The following is a 24,025-nucleotide window of genomic DNA, read 5'->3' as shown; positions in this document are numbered from 1 at the left end:
TCAGTTCCTCAGGCGAAAGCCACGACCAGCAACACGGCAAGTTCGATGAAAGCCAGACGGCGGCAGAAAGCACCGAGCCAGCCCTGATGCAGCGCGGCTACCAGTGCGGCAGGCGTAGCGCGCTGACGCAGACGGTACAGCGGTGCAAACATCACGCGCAGCGGCTGGGCAAAACCGGTAGCCGTCACCACCATGTCAGACGAATGCCCGTAGCCGCAGGCCCAGGCGTCGCCGCGCAAGCGGTTCGGCAGACGGGTACCGCGCAGCAGGCTGGCGATAAGCCACGGCAACAACGGCATACCCAAAAGCAGCAGGGCAATCATTGGCGCAGAGACGGCCGAAGTGCCGGTCACCGCGGCGTCCTGACGGGCAAACGGCATGAGCGGCGCGTTCAGCACCGAAGCCGCCACGGCGGAGAAATGTGGAATAAGCCACGGCGACGCGATGCCAAAAATCACGCACAGCAGGGCCAGCAACATAGTGGCGAGCGTCATCGGCAGCGGTGCCGGTGTGGCATCGGCGGCAGCCTGACTGCGCGGTGCGCCAAGGAAGGTCACACCGAACACTTTGGCGATACACATCAGCGCCAGCGCACCGGTCAGTGCCAGCCCGACCGCCAGCAGTGGCCCAAGCAGACGAGTGATAAACACATGACTGCCGCTCAGCTGGAACAGCGACTGATACAGCAACCATTCACTGGCGAAGCCGTTCAGCGGCGGCAGTGCCGCCATCGACATCAGCGCAATCAGCATCGCCACGGCGGTCCACGGCATCAGGCGCGCCATCCCGCCAAGTTTTTCCATATCCTTGATGCCGGTCTGCATTTCGATTTCACCGGCACCTAGGAACAGCGCAGTTTTGAACAGGCCGTGGTTTAAGAGATGGAACAAACCGGCCAGCAGCGCGAGAGATGCCAACACCGGCAGATTCAGCGCCACGCCGACCATCGCACCGCCGACGCCGAGCAGGATAATCCCGACATTTTCCAGCGTGTGATAGGCCAGCAGGCGGCGGATATCGTGCTCCATCAAGGCGTACAATCCGCCAATAAACGCGGTCAGGATCGCCAGAAGCAATACCATCAGGCCCCACCAGAGTGGCGGTGCACCGAGCAGATCCAGACCGACTTTTATGACGCCCATGATGCCAATTTTCATCAGAGCGGAAGAGAACAGCGCCGCTGCGTGGGCCGGTGCGCTGGAATGCGACTGCGGCACCCAGCCGTGCAATGGAATGATCCCGGCGTATAGCCCGAAACCGATCAACGCCAACAGGAAGGCGAGGGATTTCATGTCTGTGGTGAAATCTGTATGGCGCAGCACGTCAAAATTCACACTGCCGCTGGTGTGATGTAGCAGCGCAAAGGCCAGGATCAGGCACAGCGTGCCGAGACGACCGGAGAGGAACTGATTCAGCCCAGCACGACGACTTTTCACATCGGCGGTTTGCACTATCAGGAAGTAAGCACACAACGCCGCCAGCTCCATCATCAGAATCAGCTCAGTCGCATTGGCTGAAACCGCCGCTGCTGTCAGCGCCGCCAGCAGCAGATTGCACAAGAGACCGGTGTGCGCGCGTTTGCGGTTGTTCACTCCTTTAAGCCACGCGCAGGCATACAGGCTGCAAAACAGCGCCGGAACAGACATTGCCAGCAGCAACAGGCCGTTGAGCGGGCTGAATTCGGCAGCAAAATGAAGTACCGGCAGGGTGACGTTCTGAGCGGGCCCGCTGTGCAAAATCTGGAGCGCGGCCAGGATGACTGCCAGTGATGCCAGCATGCTGCCCGCCCCGGAGATCAGACTGCTCAGACGAGCGGACGCCGCCACCAGCCAGCTCACCACGCCGCTTAGCAACCAGAGCATCAATGCCAGCGCCAGCAGCGAGGCGGGCGATAAAGCCAACAGAAGGGTCATGATTTTGCCTCCTCGTCAGGGGCGGTGAACAGGGTCATTTCGACAGGAAGATCCGCCGGGAAAACGTTCATAGCGTTCAGGCGTTTTTGCTGGCTGGCGCGCTCTGAAAGACCGGCGGTAACCAGAGTGATTGCCTGCGTCGGGCAGGTGGTAATGCACGCCGGGCCGTCAGGGCTGAAGCTGCACAGATCGCACTTCACCGCCACGGCGCGAATGCCTGGCACGCAGTCGAGAAAGGGGCTGACGGCGCGCGGTGCTCGCGGAGCTGGCAAAGCTTTTGAGGTGTTGCAGTCGCGCGGGATATCCACGGGCGTACTGCCGGAAAAGGTGATTGCGCCAAACGGGCAGGCGATGCCGCACAGCTTGCAACTGACACACAGACTTTCATTGAGATGAATGGCGTCATTTTCACGGATAATGGCATTGACGGGACATACCTGCGCGCAGGGGGCATCTTCACACTGGTGGCACATTACCGGCGCGGAATCCAGACGGTTACGCATCACCTGCAAACGTGGTGCAGACTGTAGGCCGTAGCGCTGATGTTCCTGCGAACAGCTGGCCATACAGGTATTACAGCCGATGCAGAGCTTCGGATCGGCTATCACATATTGATTCATGGCAACGGCAGTGCGGCTCATGAAGTCTCCTCTCTATTTCGTCAAAGATGACGAAATCGGCACTTAAAATGACATTTCGACACTTATGTCAGAATGAATTCCATTAACCCAACGGCAATTCAGCGAGGTTTAAATTATTTTTCGCCAGGCCGTAAAAATGTATTCAGGCGAAGCGTTAATCCTGAATTAATAATTTCTCTAATTGCGGTAAAACGGGCTGATTGTTATGCAGAGAGTCAAACAGGCACTGATAAATAGCGGAAATTTTATTCAGATAATGTTCCTGCACGGCACTTTTATCGCGGATATCCACGGTACCGTCGAGCTGCCCGTCTTCACTCAGTTTCGCGTGGGCAAATGCTTTGAAATTCGGCTCTTCGCTGGAGGGGGACATATTCAGGCTGTAGATCACGTCCTGACTGTAAAAGTCGTCGCTAAGATGAATGCTGACTGAGAAATGGTTAAACAGCGTGAAGCGGATATCCTGTTCTTCGCTACAGGTAAATTCATGATTTATTTTCTTATTCGACGTAGTGATCGCCTGAATCAGGCTGTTCTGATAGGTGTGCCACTGCGATTTCAGGTGATTATTTTTGCTGGCTATGTAATCCGCTTTGCTGGTCAGTTCGCTGAGAGTGCTCATGGTGTTTACCCGTTATTAAGTTCTGTATGGGTGCCATTTCGAAATGTCAGATGACGACGAAAATACGGCGCATAAGGCTCTATTGGCATAAAGCGTGCCAGTTACGAGAATTTTGATTTAACAGATTAAAAATCAATAAGTTGATGAAGTAATGGTTTTTGATCAGCTTCTGCTCGCGCAGGAATGACATGTCGATGACACCTTATTTCGACATATATGACGGGACATATTTTTATTCTCATATACCCGAATTCAATTTGCTCTAAAAACTCTGGCATTAATATTGCAGACACCACTCATCACTTTCCAATAAGAGCGGAAATCATGCACGAAATAACCCTGTGCCAGAATGCCGTGGAAATCATGCAGGAATTTGGTCGGCAAAATAATGCGCGCCGGATTACCGCCGTGTGGATGGAAGTTGGCGCATTTTCCTGCGTCGAGCCGGAAGCACTGACATTCTGCTTTGAACTGGCCTGCCGCGAAACGCTGGCAGAAGGCTGCGAGCTTCATCTCGCGACGCCCGCAGCAGTGAGCTGGTGCCACGACTGCCAGCGGGATATCCGCTTACTCAGCCCCAGCGTGCTGCTCTGCCCGCAGTGCGGTGGCCGCAACGTACGGGTTACTGCTGCCGATGGCATGAAAATCAAACGTATTGAAATCGAATAACGGGCACGAAGTGCCTGGGGAGAAAACTATGTGCAGTACCTGTGGTTGTGCCGGCGGCGAGCTTCGGATTGAAGGCGTCAGCAGCAAACATACTCATCATCACTCTTCTGAAAATCATCATCACTCTTCTGAAAACGCTTCCCCACATTCTCATTCCCACACTCACGATCATTCCCACGGGCTGCCGTTCGCGCCGCGTCGCCTGATCGATATCGAAATGGACGTGCTGGCGAAAAATAACCATATTGCCGCTCATAACCGCGAGCATTTTGCGCAGGCGTCGATTCTGGCGCTGAATCTGGTCTCCAGCCCCGGCTCCGGTAAAACGACGTTGCTGACCAGCACACTCACCCGGCTGGCCTCGCAGTTTGACTGCGCGGTGGTGGAGGGCGATCAGCAAACTACCAACGATGCCGATCGCATCCGTGCGACGGGCGTTCCGGCAATTCAGGTTAATACCGGCAAAGGCTGCCATCTTGATGCGCAGATGGTTCACGATGCCGTGCATCAGCTGGCACCGAAAAATAACAGCCTGCTGTTTATCGAAAATGTCGGCAATCTGGTGTGTCCGGCCAGCTTCGACCTTGGCGAACGTCATAAAGTGGCGGTACTTTCTGTCACTGAAGGCGAAGACAAGCCGCTGAAATACCCACATATGTTCGCTGCGTCGCGGCTGATGATCCTCAATAAAATCGATCTGCTGCCTTACGTCACTTTTGACGTCGACACCTGCATCGCCAATGCGCGTCAGGTGAATCCAGAAATTGAAGTTATTCAGCTTTCCGCTACGACAGGCGAGGGCATGGAACAGTGGCTGGCGTGGCTGGAGCAGCAACGATGTGCATAGGCATTCCGGGACAAATTGTCGCGCTGCACGAGTGCCAGCCCGATCATGCCTGGGCAGAAGTGTGCGGAATGCGTCGCGAAGTGAATATCGCGCTGGTGTGTGAAGGGCAACGTGACGCGCTGATCGGCTGTTGGGTATTAATCCACGTCGGTTTTGCGCTAAGCAAACTGGATGAACAGGAAGCATTGGATACGCTGGCAGCGTTGCATGAAATGGAAGAAGTGGAAGCTGACGTCGCGCTGTTCCTTGGTAAAGGAGAGGCAAGATAATGCGGTTTGTCGATGAATTTCGAGATCCCAAACTCGCCAAAACGCTGATCGAACGTCTGTATCAACGGGCGGCGCAGTTGCCTTACACCGCCGAAAAACCGATGCAGATTATGGAAGTCTGCGGCGGTCATACGCACGCTATCTTCAAATTCGGGCTGGATAAACTGCTGCCGCCGCAGCTGGAGTTTATCCACGGGCCGGGCTGCCCGGTATGCGTTTTACCGATGGGCCGGATCGACGCCTGTTGTGAAATCGCTGCCCATCCGCAGGTGATTTTCTGTACCTTCGGCGATGCGCTGCGTGTGCCCGGCAAGCGGGGCTCGCTGTTGCAGGCGCGCGAACGCGGCGCGGATGTGCGCGTGGTGTATTCGCCGCTCGATGCGTTGAAACTGGCGCGTGAAAATCCGCAGCGTAGCGTAGTATTTTTCGCCCTCGGTTTTGAAACCACGCTGCCGGTGACCGCCGTGACGCTGCAACAGGCGCGCCGCGAAGGACTGAGCAATTTCAGTGTTTTCTGCCAGCACATCAGCCTGATCCCAACGTTGCGCAGCCTGCTGCAACAGGACGACGTGCGTATCGATGCGTTTCTGGCGCCCGGGCACGTCAGCATGGTGATCGGCACCTCGCCTTATCACTTCATTAATGAACAATTTGGCAAACCGCTGGTGATAAGCGGCTTCGAGCCGCTGGATATGTTACAGAGCGTTTTGATGCTGGTGGAACAAGTTTGCGAGGCATCGTGTAAAACCGAAAACCAATACCGTCGGGTGGTACCGGAAGAGGGTAACCTGCTGGCACAGGAGGCGATGCGGGAGGTGTTTGTGCTTTCCGGCAGCAGCGAATGGCGCGGTCTGGGGCTGATTGAGAACTCCGGGATAAAACTCACCGCCGCCTATGAGGCTTTCGATGCCGAACGGCGTTTTAATCCGCAGGCGCAGTCGGTCGCCGATGATCCTCGCGCACGCTGTGGCGAAGTGCTGACCGGGCGATGCAAGCCGTATCAGTGCCCGCTGTTCGGCGTCGGTTGCACACCGCACAATGCATTCGGCGCGCTGATGGTGTCTTCCGAAGGTGCCTGCGCGGCGTGGTATCAGTACCGCCACCAGGAAGCTCAACATGTGCAAATTGAAGATAATCAGAAGGTGGCAGGATGAGCGTGGATAATGAAGTGGTGACAATGGCGCACGGCAGCGGTGGGCGGGCCATGCAACAGATGATCGAACGGATGTTTTTGGCCGCATTTGATAATCCCTGGCTCAATGAACGGGAAGACGGCGCGCGTATAGGCCTCGCGGATCTCAGTCGTCAGGGCGACCGTCTGGCGTTCACCACTGACAGCTATGTCATCGATCCGATTTTCTTCCCCGGCGGCAATATCGGTAAACTGGCGGTGTGCGGTACGGCTAACGATCTGGCGGTCAGCGGCGCAACACCGGCTTATCTTTCGTGCGGATTTATTCTGGAAGAAGGTTTACCGCTGGGCGATTTACAGGAAATCGTTAGCACCATGGCACAGACAGCTCTGGAAGCGGGCATCGCGATTGTCACCGGCGATACCAAAGTGGTGCAGCGCGGCGCGGCCGACAAAATCTTCATCAATACTGCCGGGATCGGCGTGATACCTACCGCGGTGAAGTGGGCGGCAAAATCTGTTCAGGCCGGTGACAAAGTGATCGTCAGCGGTACGCTTGGTGACCACGGTGCAGCAATTCTAAATCTTCGCGAACAGCTGGGGATGGATCTGGGGGTGCAAAGCGATTGCGCCGTGCTGGCACCGATGATTGCGCCACTGCGTATGCTGGCCGGTGTCCATGCCCTGCGCGATGCCACGCGCGGCGGCGTGAACGCCATCCTGCATGAATTCAGTGATGCCAGCGGTTTCGGGATTTGCATCGACGAAAATGCCCTACCGGTCAAAGAGGCAGTACGCGGGATCTGTGAGCTGCTCGGGCTGGAGCCGTTGAATTTTGCCAACGAAGGCAAACTGGTGGTGGTGGTGGCCCCGCAGGCAGAAGCCGCTGTGCTGAAAATCCTGCGCGAGCATCCTTTAGGGACTGATGCTGCAACAATCGGCGAAGTGACTGAACATCCGCAGGTCTGTTTGCGCGGTGCATTCGGCGTGGTCAGGCAACTGATGTTGCCTCATGCGGAGCCATTACCCCGTATTTGTTGATCTCATCAGGGAGTGGTCTGCCACGAAAGGGGTAGAATTTTGCCTATCGCCCCTTCGATGAAATTCCTGCTACTACACCTCTTTTTAAAAAAGGTATCCAGAGCCAACGTTATGCAGAGTGGAACAATGAGCATCACAAAACATAAAGGATTACTGGAACTGACGCGCACGTTGCTGCTGCAACAGAACATGACATCGCTGCTGGAAACCCTGACGCAAGTGGTGCAAAGTGCCGGTATTGCTGAGGCCGTGACGCTGGTGTTGTTCGATAAAGACAGCGACCGCGTCAGTTTTTACGGGATCGACCCGCATCATCAGCCGGTCAGCTATGAAGATGAAACCCTGCTGGCCACAGGGCCGGTGCATACTCTGCTGACTCACCCGAAAACGCAGGTCTGGCGCAGTGAGGCGTTGAACCTGCGTTATCCGCAGATGGCGGCTCTGAACCTCTATCCGGCGTTTACCGATTATTGTTTGGTGCCGTTGCTGGCCTCTTCCGGCCTGCTCGGCGGCTGTGAGTTTACCCGTCAGCACGAACATCCGTTCAGCGATGAAGATAAAGCCGGTTTACACGAACTCTGCATGCTGGCTGCCATAGCCGTTGAACAAATTCAGCTGCGTGAAAATGCGCTGTTTCAGCAATCTCTGTTGCGCCACGAACGCGACGACTTTCGTATTCTGGTGGATATCACCAATGCCGTGCTTTCTAAATTAGATCTCGACGAGCTGACCGGCGAAATAGCCAAAACCATCCATCATTTCTTCCACATCAACGCCATCAGCATTGTGTTGTGCGATGCCGAAAAAGAGAGCGAACAGGCGAGCGTTTACGCTACGCATTACGTGCAGACGCACGTTGCAGAACGCGAACAGTCGCGCATGGCGCTTGCCGGAACGCTGGAACAGCAGGTGATGAAAAGCGGCGAGATGTTGCTGACCAACGTGCGACCAGATAACGAACTGGAAAGCGAAGAAAGCACGCTGTTCCATCTTCTGTGGCGCGAGCAGACCAAAACACTGTGCATTCTGCCGTTACGTTTCGGCCATAAAACGCTGGGCGTGCTTAAGCTGGCGCAGTGTCAGCCAGACAATTTCAACTCTGCCAATTTGCGGGTGTTGCAGCAAATCGCTGAACGTATCGCCATAGCAGTGGATAACGCACTGGCTTATCAGGAAATCAAAAGTCTGAAGGAAAAACTGCAACACGAAAATCTTTACCTGACCGAACAGATCAACAGCAATAATCCGGATTTTAGCGATATTGTCGGGCGCAGCCAGAGCATGTCAGCGGTACTGAAACAGGTGGAGATCGTAGCGAAAAGCGACTGCTCGGTGCTGATCCTCGGGGAAACCGGTACCGGCAAAGAGTTGATCGCCCGGGCTATCCACAATCTCGGTGACCGCCGTGACCAGCGAATGGTGAAAATGAACTGTGCCGCAATGCCTGCCGGGCTGATGGAAAGCGATCTTTTCGGCCATGAAAAAGGCTCATTTACCGGTGCGACCGCGCAGCGGATGGGGCGTTTCGAACTGGCTGACAAAGGAACACTGTTCCTTGATGAGGTGGGTGAAATTCCGCTCGAGCTGCAACCCAAACTGCTGCGGATCCTGCAGGAACAAGAGTTCGAGCGGGTGGGCGGCAATAAACTGATTTCAGTTAATGTACGCATGATCGCCGCCACCAATCGCGATTTACAGCAGATGGTTGCTGACAAAGAATTCCGCAGCGATCTGTTTTACCGGTTGAACGTATTCCCGATAATTATTCCGCCGCTGCGTGAGCGTCCGGAAGATATCCCGCAGCTGGTAAAGTTCCTCACCTATAAAATCGCCAAGCGGATGAAGCGCACCATTGACAGTATTCCGGCGGAAACCTTGCGCCTGCTGAGCCGTATGCCATGGCCGGGTAACGTGCGCGAACTGGAAAACGTCATCGAACGCGCCGTCCTGCTGACGCGCGGCACAGTGCTGGATCTGCAATTGCCTGAGCTGAACTATCCGCAAACTACCTTGCCGGTAGTCGCTCCGCTGGTGAGGCCAGAACCCGAAGCTCCGCTCAGTGAAGATGATGAACGTGAGCGCATTATCGCAGTACTGAATGAAACCAACGGCGTCGTCGCGGGTCCGCGCGGTGCAGCACAACGGCTTGGACTTAAGCGTACGACACTGCTCTCACGAATGAAAAAGTTGGGGATAGCAGCGCGGTAATCTTTATTTAAAACATAAAACGGATCCTGGCCCTGATTTAATTCAGGGCTGTTGATTTTTACGTAACCTGAAACATTTCTCCATGGCTAAATGACCAGTCTTCCGGTTGCGTAAAGCTCACGACAATCATCACATCGGCTGGTGAGATCCCAAGCGTAGCGTGAAGATTTTCGGCCAGATGGCGGTACAACTCTTGCTTCTGATACGAGTTGCGCGGTTTGCCTGCGGTGATGTGAAACAGCAAAAAATCCTCAGAACGCAAACTATCTTTACCTGCTAAATAACCAGGATGAATGACTCTCTGACTGTGACTGGCGGGTTCGAACAGCTGAAAACAGTCATCCTTTGGTACGGAAAAGGTATACACCAGCACGTTTTGCAGTACGTCAGATATCGCGGCCTGCCACTCGTCCATACGGTGTGCAGGCAGTGAAATTCGGGTAAACGGCATAAAATAACCTCTTTTTATTCTTCACTCAGGGCAGAGAAACGGGTGAGCGCGGAGGCCGCAGCAGGCCATCCTGCATAAAACGCCAGATGGGTGATCAGTTCGCTGATTTCGCTGTGCGTGACGCCGTTTTTCACCGCCAGATTCAGATGGAACGGCAACTGCTCAGCACGATTGAGTGCCACCAGGGCAGCAACGGTGATCAGACTGCGGTCGCGCTGTGACAGTTCGCCTCTGTTCCACAGATCGCCAAACAATACCTGTTCGGTCACTTCTGCCAGCTTTGGTGTCAGGCGCACCATGTTTTCGGGCGGCTTCAGGGGAAAAGGAATTTTGCTCATATCAGGCTCCTTTGTGGGTGTGAAAGGGAGCATAAGTCGTTATGATTGTCCGTAAAATCGAAAATATCAGCAGTATTGATCCGATAAAACAGGATGATGGATATGGCGAAAAGACCGGTAACGTTTGATGCCGAGGCCCTGCGCAGTTTTGTCACCGGCATCGAGCTTGGCAGTTTTGCGCTGGCAGCTGACCGGCTCGGGCGTTCGACGTCGGCGGTCAGCGCTCAGCTGAAAAAACTCGAGCAGCAGGCGGGAACGGAGCTGGTGCAGAAGTCAGGGCGGCATCTGATGCCCACTGAACGCGGTGAAGTGATGCTAAGCTATGCGCGGCGGATCCTCAGCCTCAATGACGAGGCCAGTGCTGCACTGCTGGCGAGCGCGCTGGACGGTAACCTGAATGTGGGTATGCAGGAAGATTTCGGCGAAACGCTGTTACCGGCGATCCTCGGCACCTTTACCCGCGCGCATCCGCAGGTACAGGTTTCTGCCAGCATTACCCGTAACCGGCAGCTGCTTGATGGCATTCGTCACAACGAATTCGATCTGGCCGTATGCTGGCAGGCGGGCGAGGCGCCGCTTTTCCCGTCAAGCCAGCCCCTCGGACGCGTGCCTTTACGCTGGATCGGCCCGGATAATTTCCCGCTGAACCACTATCTGGCGAGCGAAGTGCCCTTGCCACTGCTGGTGTTTGAAGCACCATGCCTGATGCGCAGTGCGGCAACGGCGGCGCTGGATCGCGCTGGAATTTCCTGGCGTATTGCTTTTACCAGCCGCAGCCTGAGTGGGATCTGGGCAGCGATGTCGGCAGGTCTGGGCGTGACGTTGCGTACTGATTTCGGAAAGCCTGATTCATTGCAGATCCTGGAAGAACTGCCTGCGGCCGGGGATATCGGCATCAGCCTCCATCAGAGCGAAGCGCCGCCGGGTGAGGCCGCGGCGCATCTGAAAGAGGCAATTATCGATTTTTTCACCGCGACGACGTTCACCGTGAATAAGTGAGTGGCGAGGTTTACTTTTTTGCCGGCTGCTGGCGATAGTGCGCCAAACGTTCGCGGAAGTACGTGCGCAGATGTTCCGGTTGTTCCATCTCCACCTGCTCAGCATTGACCGGCAGGTTGTTGCGCTCACGTACCGCGACAGTCCCGGCAGCCAGTCCGGCGCTCACTTTATCCATTTCTTCTTTACTCAGACCTGCGAGAGTGTTGTTCATAGGGTCTCCTTTATTCTCAGTCAGCATTCGTCACATAAGCTCTATTTTAGCGCAGTTCCGGTCAGCGCTTTTAGCATTCCGTCTGCGCTGTATTTTTCCAGAATGGCCACATCAACTTTCGGTGGGATCGCCATAATGAAATCAGGCATTCTTTCGATATCGTCCTCACCCCAAATAAATACCCGGTCAGGATGATAAAAAGCATGTTTTTTTATCGATACATTATTAGTGATGAGCTTTTTATTAAATGCCATCGCCTCCAGCGCGCGCAGCGTTAATCCGGTTTGATCTGGTTTATTCATTTCCAGAACAAGAGATGATGTTTTGAGCTTCCCGATGTTCTGCTTATAAGTCAGTTTTTTATTAATACAGGCAGAAGGATAATCCGGATTTTTATCGTCGCTCCCAACCAGATAGAAATCAGGGGAACAATGATTTTTCTGCAAGACTGGAACCAGCTCTCGGATCAGTTCTGCACGATAGTTTGTGTAACCACCCACGTAGAAACAGGTTGATTGTGAGGCTACATTTTCTGGTTTTTCAAGTTGTGCATGAATTTCACTCAGGGTGAAGGGTAAAAACTGTTCTACATAGGAAAGATTATATTTAAGACAATCTTCCGGGTCGAAACTGTATATGACGTCGAAAACAGAATTCACTCTGTCGAGATAATTTTCATCATCAGAAAGTAATTTCAGGCGCTGTCTTTTGGATGTCAGAGCAGCAACGGAATCTCGCAGCACTAATATTTTTTTGCAGCGCAAGGGGGCAATCAAATCCAGCATCAGGAAGGCGCTGTAAGCATTACAAATAATAATGTCGTTATCAGCAACGTGCCTGAATTTTATCGCGATTTGCAGTTTTCGATGCCAGCGTTTAAGCGTTTTTCCCGGCAGTAATTTTTGCACAGATTTAAAGTGCTGTTTGACGCGATAAATCTCAACGACGTTGAAGTCTTTTTTGAGGGCGGAGGTCATCATTCTTTCGTATTCTGAGTTCCATTCAATAAAATGTATTTTCATCGTATCCCTCAGACAGTTGCTCATTTCATCCCCTTTTATCCCGCAGTTTAGCATTTCTCCTGGCTAAAAGGAGGGCGAAGACTCTGATTCTTCTGTCTGTAATTTCACAACTTGTTTACAAAATCACCAAAATCAGGTCATTATTCAGGCTTCTTTTGCACAGAGTGGAGCCTGACGATGACGCGAATGACAGCCAAAGACTTTCCTCCTGAACTCCTTGAATACTTTGATTTCTACGTGCATGGCAAAATGACTAAGCGGGAATTTCTCGATCTTTCTGCCAAATTTGTGGTCGGCGGACTTTCAGCAGCGGCGCTCACCACGCTGATGACGCCTAACTACGCTTATGCCGAACAGGTGGAGTTTACCGATCCGGACATTGTGGCGGAGTACATCCAGTATCCCTCGCCACAGGGGCACGGCAGCGTGCGTGGATATCTGGTGCGCCCGGCGAAAGCGACCGGTAAGGTGCCGGGCGTGGTGGTAGTGCATGAAAATCGCGGACTGAATCCTTATATTGAAGACGTGGCGCGCCGCGTGGCAAAGGCCGGATTTATTGCACTGGCGCCGGACGGGCTGAGCTCCGTCGGTGGTTATCCTGGCAATGATGAAAAGGGGCGCGAGCTGCAAAAAAGCGTCGACCCGACCAAACTCATGAACGACTTTTTTGCCGCAATTGAATTCCTGATGCACCACGAAACGGCGACTGGTAAAGTCGGGATCACCGGTTTCTGCTACGGTGGCGGCGTGGCGAACGCCTCGGCAGTGGCCTATCCTGAGCTGGCTGCGGCTGCACCTTTCTACGGTCGTCAGCCGAAAATTGAAGACGTACCGCGCATCAAAGCACCGTTATTACTGCATTATGCCGAGCTGGATAAGCCGATTACGGAAGGCTGGCCTGCCTATAAAGCGGCGCTCAAAGCTAACAATAAAGTGTATGAAGGGTATGTGTATCCCGGCGTCAATCACGGGTTCCATAACGATTCCACTCCGCGTTATGACAAAGCGGCAGCGGATCTGGCGTGGGACAGAACAGTGGCGTGGTTTAACAAATATCTGGTGTAGAGAGCATTTTAAACGAAAAGGGCAGGAGTTAATCCCGCCCTTTTTGCATTTTGCGAACCGGTTATGACTTCAGTTTGTCATCAAAATCCGATGCGTCGTGACGCTCTTCGAGTTGCTCATCCGCCTCGCCCCAGGTGCGGTTGACGATACGCCCGCGTTTCACCGCCGGACGGCTGGCGACTTCATCGGCCCAGCGCTGGAAATGCTTATACGAAGCGATGTCGAGGAACTCGCCTGATTCATACAGGCCACCTTTGGCCAGACTGCCGTACCAGGTGAAAATAGCGATGTCGGCGATAGTGTATTCTTCACCCGCGATATAACGATGATCCGCAAGTTGCCTGTCGAGTACGTCAAGTTGCCGTTTGGCTTCCATCGTAAAGCGGTTGATGGCGTATTCAATTTTCACCGGCGCGTAATGGTAGAAATGCCCGAAGCCGCCGCCAAGATAAGGCGCGGAGCCTTGCAGCCAGAACAGCCAGTTAAGGGTTTCGGTGCGGCCCGCGAGATCTTTTGGCAGGAACTTGCCAAATTTTTCTGCCAGATACAGCAGGATGTTGCCGGATTCAAACACGCGGATCGGCGGGGTGGCGGAATTATCGAGCAGGGCAGGGATTTTGGAGTTGGGGTTTACATCCACAAAGCCGCTGGAGAATTGATCGCCTTCGTTGATGCGAATGATAAAAGCGTCATATTCCGCGCCGCTGATGCCCAGTGCCAGTAACTCCTCCAGCAGGATCGTCACTTTCTGGCCATTCGGTGTGCCAAGAGAATAAAGCTGAAGCGGGTGCTTACCTACCGGCAGCGTCTTCTCATGCGTCGGACCGGCGACAGGTCGGTTGATGTTCGAGAACTTACTGACTTCGTCTTTATTCCACGTCCAGACTTTCGGTGGTTGATAGTTATCTGACATTGAAAGCTCCACATCGGTTTTTGAGGATAAGACAAAAAGTCTAGCAGGAGAACCGGCTGCGTGATGCTGAGAATGTGCCCTGCGCGAGGCAGGGCATTTGGCGCGTTAATCCTGCATTAAAGCGCTGCGTCCGCCGTCCATGACGATAGTTGTACCGGCAATGAATCCGGCGGCAGGGCTGGCTAAATACAAACACAATTCGCCGACTTCTTCAGAGGTGCCAATGCGGCCGACGGGATGTTTGGCGATGGTCTCCTGACGCGATTTTTCGCCGTCTTCATGTGAATCAAACCACACCTGATTGCCGGCGGTGTCAATAAAACCGGGCGCGATGCCGACGGAGCGGATAGCTGGGCCCCATTCAATGGTCAGGCTTTGCACCAGTGAAAGCAGCGCACGCTTGGTGATGTTGTACGGCGCACAACCCGGCATGGTCGAGAATGCGTGGTTGGAAGTCATAATCAGAATGACACCTTTGGATTTTTCCAGCAGTGAACGGCAGCATTTCGCCATATACCAGTGTGACCGCAAATTCAGATCCAGATTGTGATGCCAGTCTTCCAGCTCACAGTCGATGCCTTTAAACACATTTTTACCGGCGTTAGACACCAGCACGTCGAGGCGACCAAAGCGGGATTCCACCAGATTAATAAAGTCAGCGATAGCCTCGGTTTGAGTGATATCGACGGAGTAGTAGAAGAATTGATCGGGATAACGTTTGGTGAGCTCCTGAGCATGAGGCGCATGCTTTGGCGAGGAAAATGCGCAACCGATGACGATATCACCCTGATTTAAAAAGGTCTGTGCGATGGCGTGGCCAATGCCCTGACTGGCACCGGTGACAATCACGACGCGCGGTGTTCTGGTCGAAGTAGTCATCATTTATCCTTAAATTAGTGAGAAAGCGGTGATAAAAGCGTCGATCATCTGATGGTCTTCTGCGGTCAGTGTCCAGCCCGGATGGCGGCAGTAATCTGTCGCGATGATCCTGCGTTTTTGCAGAATGGTTTTTTCCACCTGAATAATGTATTCACAGTGTGTCATCCAGCGCTGGATCCACGGCAGCAACCGCTGATGGAGTGCGCGTGCTTCAGCCTGTTTCCCTTCCTGCCACAATCGGTAAATCCGTACATAAATCTCGCTGAACGAGCAACCCGGCATTACGCCTTTGCCGCCCACGTCGAGCATCTGCAACATGTATAAACCGGCATAACCGTTGAGGACGCTGGCCTGCGGTGCGCGTTGCAGGAAGTCACGGGTGTAATCAACCGGCGGGTTACACTCGATTTTGAATACCGCATGCGGGTAGCGCGTGGCAACGTGACTGAGCTGCTCCGGCGTAATTGCCAGACCTGTTTCGCCCGGTGCGTACTGCACCATCACCGGGATTTCTACTGCGTCCAGTACCGAATAAATATGATGAGCAATTGCATCTGCATCGGGTTGCAGGAAAAACGGTGGCAGCAGCATCAGCGCATCAGCGCCGCGCTTCTGATAATCCTGCGCTCGTTTCACGGCCACTTCGGTGCTGTGGTCAGTCACGGAAATCGCACGGAATATGCCGCTGCCGCTGAGATCGGTGAGGAACCGGTCAGCGAGTTGCAGACGTTCGTTGTCGTCGAGCTTAGGGAATTCGCTGGCGATGCCAAATAACGTCAGCCCCTGAATGCCGGTTGCCGCCAGATGCTCCAGTAACCGGCTAAAACTGACGAAATCGGGCTCGCCCCGTGCGGTAAAGGGCATCGCTACAATCGGGTTGACGCCGTAAATATCTGATGAGCTATACATAATTACTCCTCATCACGGTCAGCTAAGACTGCGCCCTGTGCTGCCGGTAATGCCCAGCGGCGGTATAAACGCAGGAATCCGCGCGGTACTTGTTTTTCAACCGGCACCCAATGTTTGCGGCGTTCCGTCAATATTTCCGCGCTGACGTTGAGCGTCAGTTCGCGGGCGGGAATATTGATGGTGATGATGTCGCCATTTTCGACCAGCGCGAGGTCACCGCCGTCGCTGGCTTCCGGTGAAATATGGCCGACAAACAGACCGCGGTTGGAGCCGGAGAAGCGGCCATCGGTGATAAGCGCGCAACTGTCAGACAGTCCCATGCCTTCGAGGCACTTCATGGGTTTGTACATTTCCGGCATTCCCGGGCCGCCTTTTGGCCCTTCGTAACGCAGAACCAGCGTGCTGCCCGGCGGAATTTCACCGGAAAGAATGGCATCCACCGATTCCTGCTCGCTGTTAAAGACAATCGCAGGGCCGCTGAAAATCATCAGATCTTCTGGCACAGCGGCCGGTTTGACCACGCAGCCCAGCGGCGAGAGGTTGCCGTGCAGCACTGCGACGCCCGCTTCGTTGCGCACCGGAATAGCCAGGGTATGAATCACATCCGGACGCGTTGTTTTTGGATTCTGCGCCAGCCATTCGCCTTTAGTCTGGCCGCTGACGGTTAGCGCATTCAGGGACATCAGCGCACTGATTTCTTTCTCGACCGCTGTGACGCCACCCGCTTCCCAGAAGTCGATCATGTCGTGTTCAGACGCCGGATACAGCGCCGATACCAGCGGGACATGGTGACTCAGTTTGTCAAAATCCAGCAAAGGCAGATGGCCAAGTTCAGCTTCGTAATGAATCGCCTGTAAATGCAGAATGGCGTTGGTTGAGCCGCCGGTAGCCAGCAGATAAATCATGGCGTTGCGGATGGATTCCGGCGTGATGATCTGGCGCGCATTGACACCGCGTTTCACCAGATCAACGGCGGTTTGTCCGGTGCGGTAGGCGCATTCACGACGTTCCTGCGAAATGGCGGGCAGCATGGCGCTGCCCGGTAAACTCATTCCAAGGACTTCGGCGATACTGCACATGGTATTGGCGGTACCGTACATGGTGCATGAGCCGGGGCCGGGCTCGGCGATATCTTCGATGTGGCGGAATTCGGCCTCATCAATTTCACCGCGTTTTTTCCAGCCGATGGCTTCGGTGACGATATTCCCGTCCCAGTCTTTCCCATGATATCTGGCCGGGTACATCGGCCCGCCGTTCACCAGAATCGCGGGGATATCCAGGCGTGCGGCGGCCATCAGCATGGCAGGCACAATTTTGTCGCAAGAGCCAAGCATCACCATGCCGTCGAAACGGTGAGCGCGCATCATGACCTCAATCGAGCTGGCAATCACTTCACGGGCGGCCAGAATATAGCGCATACCCAGATGGCCTTCGGCAATGCCGTCGCAGGGGGCGATGGTGCCGAAAACCATGCCAACGCCGCCAGCTTCGTCGATGCCTTTCAGAACTTCGGCAGTCAGATCGTTGAGGTTAGCGTGCCCGGCGGTGGCGTTGGTGTAACTGTTCACCACTGCAATCACCGGACGGCGCAATTGCTCGTCGGTATGCCCCATTGATTTATACAGCGCACGTTTCAGCGCGCCGTCGTCTCCGCTTAAAACCGGATTAAAATGGTCGCCGCAGGTTCCGCATCCATTACCACATCCACTCATAAACTGCCTCTTCTTAATGTTGGTTCATCGTCAGTTTCAGCCTGTTTTTCCGGGCTATGACGGGGGTTTACCAGCCGGGCTGGCAGTAAAAATATCAGGGGAGCACACAGCAGCAGGAACGCGGCGAGGATATACAGGCCGGTATTAGTGCTGCCGGTGTTGTCTTTCAGCCAGCCAAGAACGGTCGGGCCAAAGAATCCGGCCAGATTGCCCACGGAGTTCACCAAAGCAATCCCCGCAGCGGCGGCGGTGCCTGACAGCAGCGTGCCGGGCAGACTGATATAGGTTGGGATTAGCGCCAGCGTTCCGGACATTGCGAGGCAAATCCAGGCCATCATCCAGACCGTAGAACCGCTGCACCAGGCACTGAGCGACAGACCGACGGCACCAATAATCGCCGGTATGGCGATGTGCCAGCGGCGTTCGCGGTGCAAATCCGAATGACGACTGTTCCACACCATAAAGACTGCACCGAAGACATACGGCAGGGCGGCCAGCAGACCAATGTGGAAGTCATCGCTGACGCCGGAAGATTTGATAATCGACGGCAGCCAGAAATTGATGCCGTAGTAGCCGATGTTAAAGCTGAAGAAAATCAGTGCCAGCAGCCAGACATAGCCGTTGCGGAACATTAATTTCAGGCTTTGCGGTGGTTTGCCCGCGTTGGCAATCAGGCTGCGCTGGCGGTCGGTTTCCAGATCGGTTGCCACAATCTTTTTTTCTTCGTCTGTCAGCCAGCGGGCTGATTTAACGTCGTTATCGAGAAATTTCAGGACCACAAATGCCAGCAGGAAAGAGGGAATGGCTTCGACCAGAAACAGCCATTGCCAGTTGTGCAGGCCATCGACGCCTTCAAAAGCCTTGAGGATAAAGCCGGACAGCGGGCTGCCCACAATGGTGGAAAGCGGGGTGACCAGAATGAATAACCCCAGCGTGCGCGCCGAACGCCATGACGGGAACCACAGTGTCAGATAGAACACGATGCCGGGGAAGAAACCGGCTTCGGCCACGCCGAGCAGAAAACGCAGCACGTAAAACTGAGTGGGTGTTTTTACGAAGATCATCGCTGCGGATAAGACGGCCCAGCTGATCATGATGCGCGCAATCCAGAAACGCGGACCGAAACGCTGCATCATCAGGTTGCTCGGCAGTTCAAACAGGAAATAGCCGATGAAAAAAATCCCCGCACCGAGGCCGTAAACCGTATCGCTGAAATTCAGCGCATCCTGCATGTGCAGTTTGGCAAAGCCGATATTGACGCGATCCAGATAAGCAAAGAAATAACACAGGATCAAAAAGGGGATCAGGCGGCGGGTAATCTTGCTATAGACCGCACTGACCTTACTTTCAGATTTTAAAGATGCCATTTTTCTGACCTCTTAATATCCCCTCCGGGTGGAGGGGAAAGGTTAATCAGCGTGAGCTGCCAATGCTTCTCAGCGGTAAGCCGGACATCAGATTTTTTTCGATGTTTTCCAGCGAGATATTTTTGGTCTCAGGGACGAACAGCAGGGTGAGGATGATGCACAGGACATTCAGAGCCGCGTAGAGCCAGAAGGTGCCCGCGCTGCCGATGGTGTCTATCAGCGTCAGGAAAGTCGCGCCTATGATCATGTTGGCAATCCAGTTCGCCATCGTGGAGCAGGTGACGCCGAAATCGCGGCCGCCCAGCGGTTGGATCTCTGAACACAGCACCCAGATAAGCGGTCCCGCGCTCATTGCAAAACCGGTGATGAAGATCAGCAGCAGTGTGACGGCGGTGTATTGCTGGGTCAGGCTGGTGATGCCGACGAAGAACATGTAGCCCATCAGCGCCATGCACACGGCCATAACGCTGAAGCCCAGTTTAAGGATCGGCTTACGGCCCCAGCGGTCTACCAGACCGATGGCAATAAAGGTCGCCAGTACGTTGGTTAAACCGGCGATAACCGTTCCCCACATCTGTTGTTGCGTGGAGGCGAAACCAGCGATGGCGAAAATTTTAGGTGCGTAATACATGATGACGGTCATGCCCGTGAACTGCTGCATGAACTGCAACAGCACGCCGAGATACGTGGTGCGACGAAAATGGGCGTTGGCGCGAAACAACTGCCAGCCGCGCTGTTTTACCTGCACGCTCTCACGAATGGCTTCGAGCTCGGTATGCGCTTCCGCTTGGGTGGAACGCAGCAGGAGGAGCACTTTCTGTGCCAGCGCATGTTTGTTTTTCATCATCAGCCAGCGCGGACTTTCCGGCAGGGTCAGGACGCCGGCAAATAAAATCAGCGCAGGGAAAGTGATAATACCCAGCATCCAGCGCCAGTTACCGCTGCTGCTGAACGCGGTATCCGACAGAAAGGCTGCCAGAATGCCGATGGTGATCATCAGCTGATACAGGGAAATCATGCTGCCGCGAATGTGTTCCGGGGCGATTTCCGACAAATACAGCGGCGCGACAAAAGAGGCTACACCGACGGCGGCCCCGAGCAGGAAACGCGAGACGATCAACATCTGGAGATCGGGAGCGAACGCGCAGCCGATGGAACCGGCGATAAACAAGGCCGCGCCGATCAGCAACGTTTTCTTACGGCCAATGCGGGAACACAGCGGGCCGCTGCACAGTGCGCCAAGTGCGGCACCGAGCATCATCACGCTGACCACTAATTCCTGCTGATGGCTGCTCAGCCCGAACTCTTTTGCCAGGAACGGCAAAGCGCCGGCGATGACGCCCATATCCAGCCCGAAGAGCAGACCTGCCAGTGCGGCTAAAAAACACACCAGCAAGGTTTGCCGGTTAGTGTGGGGAACAGGCTGCAGTATTGCGTGCGTAGTCATAAGGTAACCTCTGAGGTAAATTTTTGTTTTTATTAGGGTTAAAGTTTAAACAGCGTGACGTGCTTTCCGGCGGACGATGTCCTGTAGCGCAACAGCGCGCCATCGGTGGCTGAGGTTTTTTTCAACCCATCAGTCGCCGATGTCACGTACAGATCCTGTAAATCCGCACCGCCAAATGCGCAGCTGGTCGGCTGGACTACGGGGACGGGCAGGGTCATCAGGAATGTCGGGGCATACTCATTGAGCTGATAAGCCGCCAGACAGGAGTCACCCCAACGGGCGTTGATCAGTATTCCGTTGTTCGTCAGGGTTGAGCCGTCGGCAAAAATGTCTTCTGCCAACGGCCATGCGCGCAGTGTTGGTGCGCTCATGACGTTCGCCGGGCTTTGGTACCAACAGTGCGCGAAGGTATCCGTGAACCAGGCATGTCCGTTGTGCCAGACCAGTGTGTTGGGGACATGCTGGCCGCCGAGCATTTTGACCGGCTGGGTATCGCCGGTCGCAAAGCGATACCAGCCGCCCAGTGCGGATTTCGCCGTGACGTCCATCGTGCTAAACCACAACGCACCATCAGGTGCGACAGCCGCTTCGTTTGGCCGGGTGGCGTGGGTTTCCGGCCAGCCGCAAAGTGGGGAATGTGAGCGTTTCGCGTAGTCATACAGCATCACGCCCTGAGCGGTGATCAGAAGAAAGTGCTCCGGTAATTCGGTCAGCAGCGCGGCGCTGCAAATAAACGGCAACTCGCGGATTTCAATCCTGCCATCCTGTTCTGGCCAGTAACGCAGCAGCCTGCGCTGCACAATATCCACCCACAGAAGTGACCGGGAGCGGTAGCACCAGACCGGCGTTTCACCAAGCGTGGCGCGGTAATCGCCGATAACCGCCGGATCATTGAGTGTCATTTTATGAGTGCCTGTTGCCATGCGGCCTGATAGGCCAGTGCGCGTTCCCGCAGGGCGGTAAGCGTAATGCCCGGCTGATATATGCCACCGCCGAGGCCAAAACCGTTTGCCCCTGATTGCAGGTAGCTGCGCATTTGCACAGCATCAGCGCCGATCCCTCCTACCGGCAGGCAGACGGCGTCAGCAGGCAGAACAGCGCGCATGGCTTTGGTTACTGCGGGGGTGACGAGTTCGGCGGGGAATAATTTCAATGCGCTGGCGCCGGCACGGAGTGCGGAGAATGCTTCGCCGGGTGTCGAAATGCCCGGCAGACTGAGCAGACCGAGCTCACCACTGGCGCGGATCACCGAAGGCTCCGCATTCGGTGAAATAATCAGTTGTCCGCCTGCCACTGCCACCTGATGTACCTGTTGCTCCGTCAGCACCGTACCTGCGCCGACAAAACCCTTATCGCCGACGATTTGCACCATGACAGCGATCGATTCCAGCGGACGAGGACTGTTGAGCGGCACTTCCAGATAGGTAAATCCACAGTCGAGCAACGTCTGTGCGACGCTTGCTGCTTCTTCCGGCGTGATGCCGCGCAAAATGGCGATCAGCGGCAACGTGCATTGCTGCCAGCGTTCGGCAAATTTCTGATAGTTCATGCGAGTTCTCCGTTCAGGCACTGATAGATCTGGGCCATACCGTGGATGAAACAGTCGTTGCCATCGGCAGGGTGTAATGTGATACCGAGCAGGCTGGCGGCGCGGATATAGCGGGCAGTTAACGCCGGTGATCCGACGATCCACGCCTGTCTCTGCGTCAGCGCCCTTAATTCCGCGCCAATCAGTAAACCGGACAGGTAGCTGGCGATCTGTGGGGGTGTCAGCGTGCCGTCCAGTCGTAAGGTGCGTGCGGAAAATAGCGCGTTACTGAGATGTGGTGCGTTATGGGAATTTGTGACGCCCAGGCTGAAGGCGCTAATGTCATCTGTTGCTTCAGGGAGATCGCGTCCCAGCAGGGAATGATTGAGCATCACGGCATACATCTCGCCGGTCATAAAAGTGCTGAATCGCTGGATCTGCCCGTGGTGCATTTCGGCGTGCTTGCTGTGCGTGCCGGGCAGGATCACCCAGTGTCTGCCTTGTGCAAAGAGCTGCGGGTGGCGCGCCGTCAGCCCGACTAACTGAACTTCCTCGCCGCGCATCACATCCGGCAATCCGAATGCGTTATCACCCCTGACACCCGCGATAATCTGGCACAGACTTCCCCAGGGGGTTTTTACTTCAGCGACATGTTGTGCCAGTTGCTGGCAACCGGCGGGTATTGCGACATAGGGAACTTCCTGCCACCCCTGCTGCGAACCGACCATGCCGGCCATCAGCAACGGTAATTGTGGAAACTGATCCAGCCAGAGTTGGATCAAAGGTTGCAAGGCGGCGGCAAATTGTCGGTCGGGGACGTTCAGTAAACCGCACGCTGCACTGATTTCATCAACACATTGGTTTTCATTCATCAGGAACGCGCGAAAATTTGAGGTTCCCCAGTCGATGGCTATCCAGTGTTTTGTCATAAGAGATCACTCTTGAGTTACAACTATTGCTTTCTTGTATGACAAGAATGATGGGGACAAAATGACCTTAGATCTGTGAGGGAGATCGAAAGTCAGTTAATTAGAGGGGAAAAAAGAATCAAAAAAAGTGCTGATACTGTTCCGGAATATCACGCCAGATGTGTTTATGCGCTGCGCTCAATAGAATATGGCGCATACATTGACGCGCTGAATCTACCTGTTTCAGGCGGATCGCTTCCAGTAGCTCACGGTGCTGCTGAACGGCTTCCACCGTCAGCTGAAGATCGTCTTCAAGGGTTTGCTTAAATGATAAGAGCATCGCGGCCGACAGTGCGTTACCGACGGATGAAAGGAAAGGGTTATGACAGGCCCTGAGCACGGCGGTATGAAAAGCCAGATCGCCACGCTCGAATTCGCTGGCGGAATTATTCTGCTGGCCAGATTGCATGGTGTTCAGTGCATCTTCAATGGCAGCCAGATCGTGGCCGTTGGCATGAAGTGCCGCCATTGCCGCAACATCTGGCTCGAAAATCAGGCGCGTCAGCATCAGTTGCTCAACCAGTTCGGATTCAATTCCGACATCTTCCAGCCATGACAGCACTTCGGCATCGAGAAAACTCCACTGCTCGCGCGGAGTCACCGTACTGCGGCGTTTGGCCTGGATCAGCAACATGCCTTTTGCGCCCAGAACCTGAAGCGCGTTACGCACCGAAGTGCGGGATGCTTCATACTGCAGCGCCAGTTCATTCTCTCCCGGAATCGGCATACCGACGGCCAGTTCGCCGCGGATAATACGCAACGCTAAATCGCGGGTAATGGACTCGGAAACAGAAGACGTCGGCTTGTTCATGAAGGATCCGGTTGTAAAGTCAGGCAGTGCAATAAATCACTGTAATTGCGTTATATTACACTG

The 24,025-nt window shown here is 54.6% G+C and carries 25 protein-coding genes; 8 read left to right on the top strand and 17 right to left on the bottom strand.

What is annotated here, in order from left to right; genetic code table 11:
* Positions 1 to 8: 8 nt before the first annotated feature.
* From GE278_15250 to hycA, 3 genes are all read right to left on the bottom strand, one after another.
* Entirely contained in the window at positions 9 to 1,913 is a 1,905-nt protein-coding gene (locus GE278_15250; protein ID QLK62051.1) for a proton-conducting membrane transporter, read from the bottom strand.
* Complete coding sequence (locus tag GE278_15245; protein QLK63310.1) at positions 1,910 to 2,533, bottom strand: 4Fe-4S dicluster domain-containing protein; 624 nt, start codon at positions 2,531 to 2,533, stop codon at positions 1,910 to 1,912. The genes GE278_15250 and GE278_15245 overlap by 4 nt, the downstream gene beginning before the upstream one ends.
* A gap of 175 nt (positions 2,534 to 2,708) precedes the next feature.
* Positions 2,709 to 3,176: a formate hydrogenlyase regulator HycA gene (gene hycA / locus GE278_15240; GenBank protein ID QLK62050.1), complete on the bottom strand. Its 468-nt coding sequence runs from the start codon at positions 3,174 to 3,176 to the stop codon at positions 2,709 to 2,711.
* A gap of 324 nt (positions 3,177 to 3,500) precedes the next feature.
* Between hycA and hypA the strand changes: the two genes are divergently transcribed.
* The 6 genes from hypA to flhA all read left to right on the top strand — a co-directional run bounded on the left by hypA (position 3,501) and on the right by flhA (position 9,342).
* Positions 3,501 to 3,845 carry a hydrogenase maturation nickel metallochaperone HypA gene (hypA, locus tag GE278_15235; GenBank protein QLK62049.1) on the top strand — a complete coding sequence of 115 codons (345 nt, stop codon included), beginning with the start codon at positions 3,501 to 3,503 and terminating at the stop codon, positions 3,843 to 3,845.
* A 28-nt stretch (positions 3,846 to 3,873) separates the two neighbouring features.
* Positions 3,874 to 4,692 carry a hydrogenase nickel incorporation protein HypB gene (hypB, locus tag GE278_15230; protein QLK62048.1) on the top strand — a complete coding sequence of 273 codons (819 nt, stop codon included), beginning with the start codon at positions 3,874 to 3,876 and terminating at the stop codon, positions 4,690 to 4,692.
* Complete coding sequence (gene hypC / locus GE278_15225; GenBank protein ID QLK62047.1) at positions 4,683 to 4,961, top strand: HypC/HybG/HupF family hydrogenase formation chaperone; 279 nt, start codon at positions 4,683 to 4,685, stop codon at positions 4,959 to 4,961. Before hypB ends, hypC begins: the two co-directional genes overlap by 10 nt.
* Positions 4,961 to 6,115: a hydrogenase formation protein HypD gene (gene hypD, locus GE278_15220; GenBank protein ID QLK62046.1), complete on the top strand. Its 1,155-nt coding sequence runs from the start codon at positions 4,961 to 4,963 to the stop codon at positions 6,113 to 6,115. The genes hypC and hypD overlap by 1 nt, the downstream gene beginning before the upstream one ends.
* Positions 6,112 to 7,134, top strand: coding sequence for a hydrogenase expression/formation protein HypE (gene hypE, locus GE278_15215; protein QLK62045.1), 1,023 nt, complete (start codon positions 6,112 to 6,114; stop codon positions 7,132 to 7,134). Before hypD ends, hypE begins: the two co-directional genes overlap by 4 nt.
* Positions 7,135 to 7,245: 111 nt before the next feature.
* A complete protein-coding gene (gene flhA, locus GE278_15210; GenBank protein ID QLK62044.1) occupies positions 7,246 to 9,342 on the top strand; it encodes a formate hydrogenlyase transcriptional activator FlhA in 2,097 nt (698 codons plus the stop codon).
* A 58-nt stretch (positions 9,343 to 9,400) separates the two neighbouring features.
* Here the strand turns inward: flhA and GE278_15205 are convergent, their stop codons facing one another.
* Together GE278_15205 and GE278_15200 are read right to left on the bottom strand one after the other, a co-directional pair.
* On the bottom strand, positions 9,401 to 9,793 hold the full coding sequence (locus GE278_15205; protein QLK62043.1) for a tautomerase family protein: 393 nt from the start codon (positions 9,791 to 9,793) through the stop codon (positions 9,401 to 9,403).
* Between the two features lie 14 nt (positions 9,794 to 9,807).
* Positions 9,808 to 10,131, bottom strand: a complete 324-nt coding sequence (locus tag GE278_15200) for a carboxymuconolactone decarboxylase family protein (GenBank protein QLK62042.1) — start codon at positions 10,129 to 10,131, stop codon at positions 9,808 to 9,810.
* A gap of 102 nt (positions 10,132 to 10,233) precedes the next feature.
* Between GE278_15200 and GE278_15195 the strand changes: the two genes are divergently transcribed.
* Positions 10,234 to 11,130, top strand: coding sequence for a LysR family transcriptional regulator (locus GE278_15195; GenBank protein QLK62041.1), 897 nt, complete (start codon positions 10,234 to 10,236; stop codon positions 11,128 to 11,130).
* A 10-nt stretch (positions 11,131 to 11,140) separates the two neighbouring features.
* On the opposite strand, the gene GE278_15190 is transcribed toward GE278_15195, so the two are convergent.
* Complete coding sequence (locus tag GE278_15190; GenBank protein ID QLK62040.1) at positions 11,141 to 11,341, bottom strand: DNA polymerase II; 201 nt, start codon at positions 11,339 to 11,341, stop codon at positions 11,141 to 11,143.
* 41 nt (positions 11,342 to 11,382) lie between these two features.
* A complete protein-coding gene (locus tag GE278_15185) occupies positions 11,383 to 12,387 on the bottom strand; it encodes a hypothetical protein (protein ID QLK62039.1) in 1,005 nt (334 codons plus the stop codon).
* A 153-nt stretch (positions 12,388 to 12,540) separates the two neighbouring features.
* Here GE278_15185 and GE278_15180 point away from each other — a divergent pair, with 153 nt between their 5' ends.
* A complete protein-coding gene (locus GE278_15180; GenBank protein ID QLK62038.1) occupies positions 12,541 to 13,428 on the top strand; it encodes a dienelactone hydrolase family protein in 888 nt (295 codons plus the stop codon).
* Between the two features lie 61 nt (positions 13,429 to 13,489).
* Here GE278_15180 and yghU read toward each other — a convergent pair whose 3' ends face one another.
* The 10 genes from yghU to GE278_15130 form a co-directional block, all read right to left on the bottom strand.
* Entirely contained in the window at positions 13,490 to 14,341 is an 852-nt protein-coding gene (yghU, locus tag GE278_15175) for a glutathione-dependent disulfide-bond oxidoreductase (GenBank protein ID QLK62037.1), read from the bottom strand.
* A 105-nt stretch (positions 14,342 to 14,446) separates the two neighbouring features.
* Positions 14,447 to 15,220, bottom strand: coding sequence for an SDR family oxidoreductase (locus GE278_15170; protein ID QLK63309.1), 774 nt, complete (start codon positions 15,218 to 15,220; stop codon positions 14,447 to 14,449).
* 9 nt (positions 15,221 to 15,229) lie between these two features.
* Positions 15,230 to 16,129 (bottom strand): dihydrodipicolinate synthase family protein, encoded by a 900-nt coding sequence (locus GE278_15165; protein QLK62036.1) that lies wholly within the window; start codon positions 16,127 to 16,129, stop codon positions 15,230 to 15,232.
* A gap of 2 nt (positions 16,130 to 16,131) precedes the next feature.
* Entirely contained in the window at positions 16,132 to 17,841 is a 1,710-nt protein-coding gene (ilvD, locus tag GE278_15160) for a dihydroxy-acid dehydratase (protein ID QLK62035.1), read from the bottom strand.
* Positions 17,838 to 19,208, bottom strand: coding sequence for an MFS transporter (locus tag GE278_15155; protein ID QLK62034.1), 1,371 nt, complete (start codon positions 19,206 to 19,208; stop codon positions 17,838 to 17,840). Before GE278_15155 ends, ilvD begins: the two co-directional genes overlap by 4 nt.
* 46 nt (positions 19,209 to 19,254) lie before the next feature.
* Positions 19,255 to 20,655, bottom strand: a complete 1,401-nt coding sequence (locus GE278_15150) for a sugar porter family MFS transporter (GenBank protein QLK62033.1) — start codon at positions 20,653 to 20,655, stop codon at positions 19,255 to 19,257.
* A 38-nt stretch (positions 20,656 to 20,693) separates the two neighbouring features.
* A complete protein-coding gene (locus GE278_15145; protein QLK62032.1) occupies positions 20,694 to 21,557 on the bottom strand; it encodes an SMP-30/gluconolactonase/LRE family protein in 864 nt (287 codons plus the stop codon).
* Positions 21,554 to 22,204 (bottom strand): 2-dehydro-3-deoxy-6-phosphogalactonate aldolase, encoded by a 651-nt coding sequence (locus tag GE278_15140; GenBank protein ID QLK62031.1) that lies wholly within the window; start codon positions 22,202 to 22,204, stop codon positions 21,554 to 21,556. The genes GE278_15145 and GE278_15140 overlap by 4 nt, the downstream gene beginning before the upstream one ends.
* Positions 22,201 to 23,112: a 2-dehydro-3-deoxygalactonokinase gene (locus tag GE278_15135; protein ID QLK62030.1), complete on the bottom strand. Its 912-nt coding sequence runs from the start codon at positions 23,110 to 23,112 to the stop codon at positions 22,201 to 22,203. The genes GE278_15140 and GE278_15135 overlap by 4 nt, the downstream gene beginning before the upstream one ends.
* Positions 23,113 to 23,230: 118 nt before the next feature.
* Positions 23,231 to 23,962 (bottom strand): FCD domain-containing protein, encoded by a 732-nt coding sequence (locus GE278_15130; protein ID QLK62029.1) that lies wholly within the window; start codon positions 23,960 to 23,962, stop codon positions 23,231 to 23,233.
* Positions 23,963 to 24,025: the final 63 nt, after the last annotated feature.

The organism is Enterobacteriaceae bacterium Kacie_13 (assembly GCA_013457415.1).
In the GTDB taxonomy this organism is placed as follows: domain Bacteria; phylum Pseudomonadota; class Gammaproteobacteria; order Enterobacterales; family Enterobacteriaceae; genus Rahnella.
The sequence above is the reverse complement of the archived record's forward strand: the minus strand, read 5'-3'. Positions and strand labels throughout refer to the sequence as shown.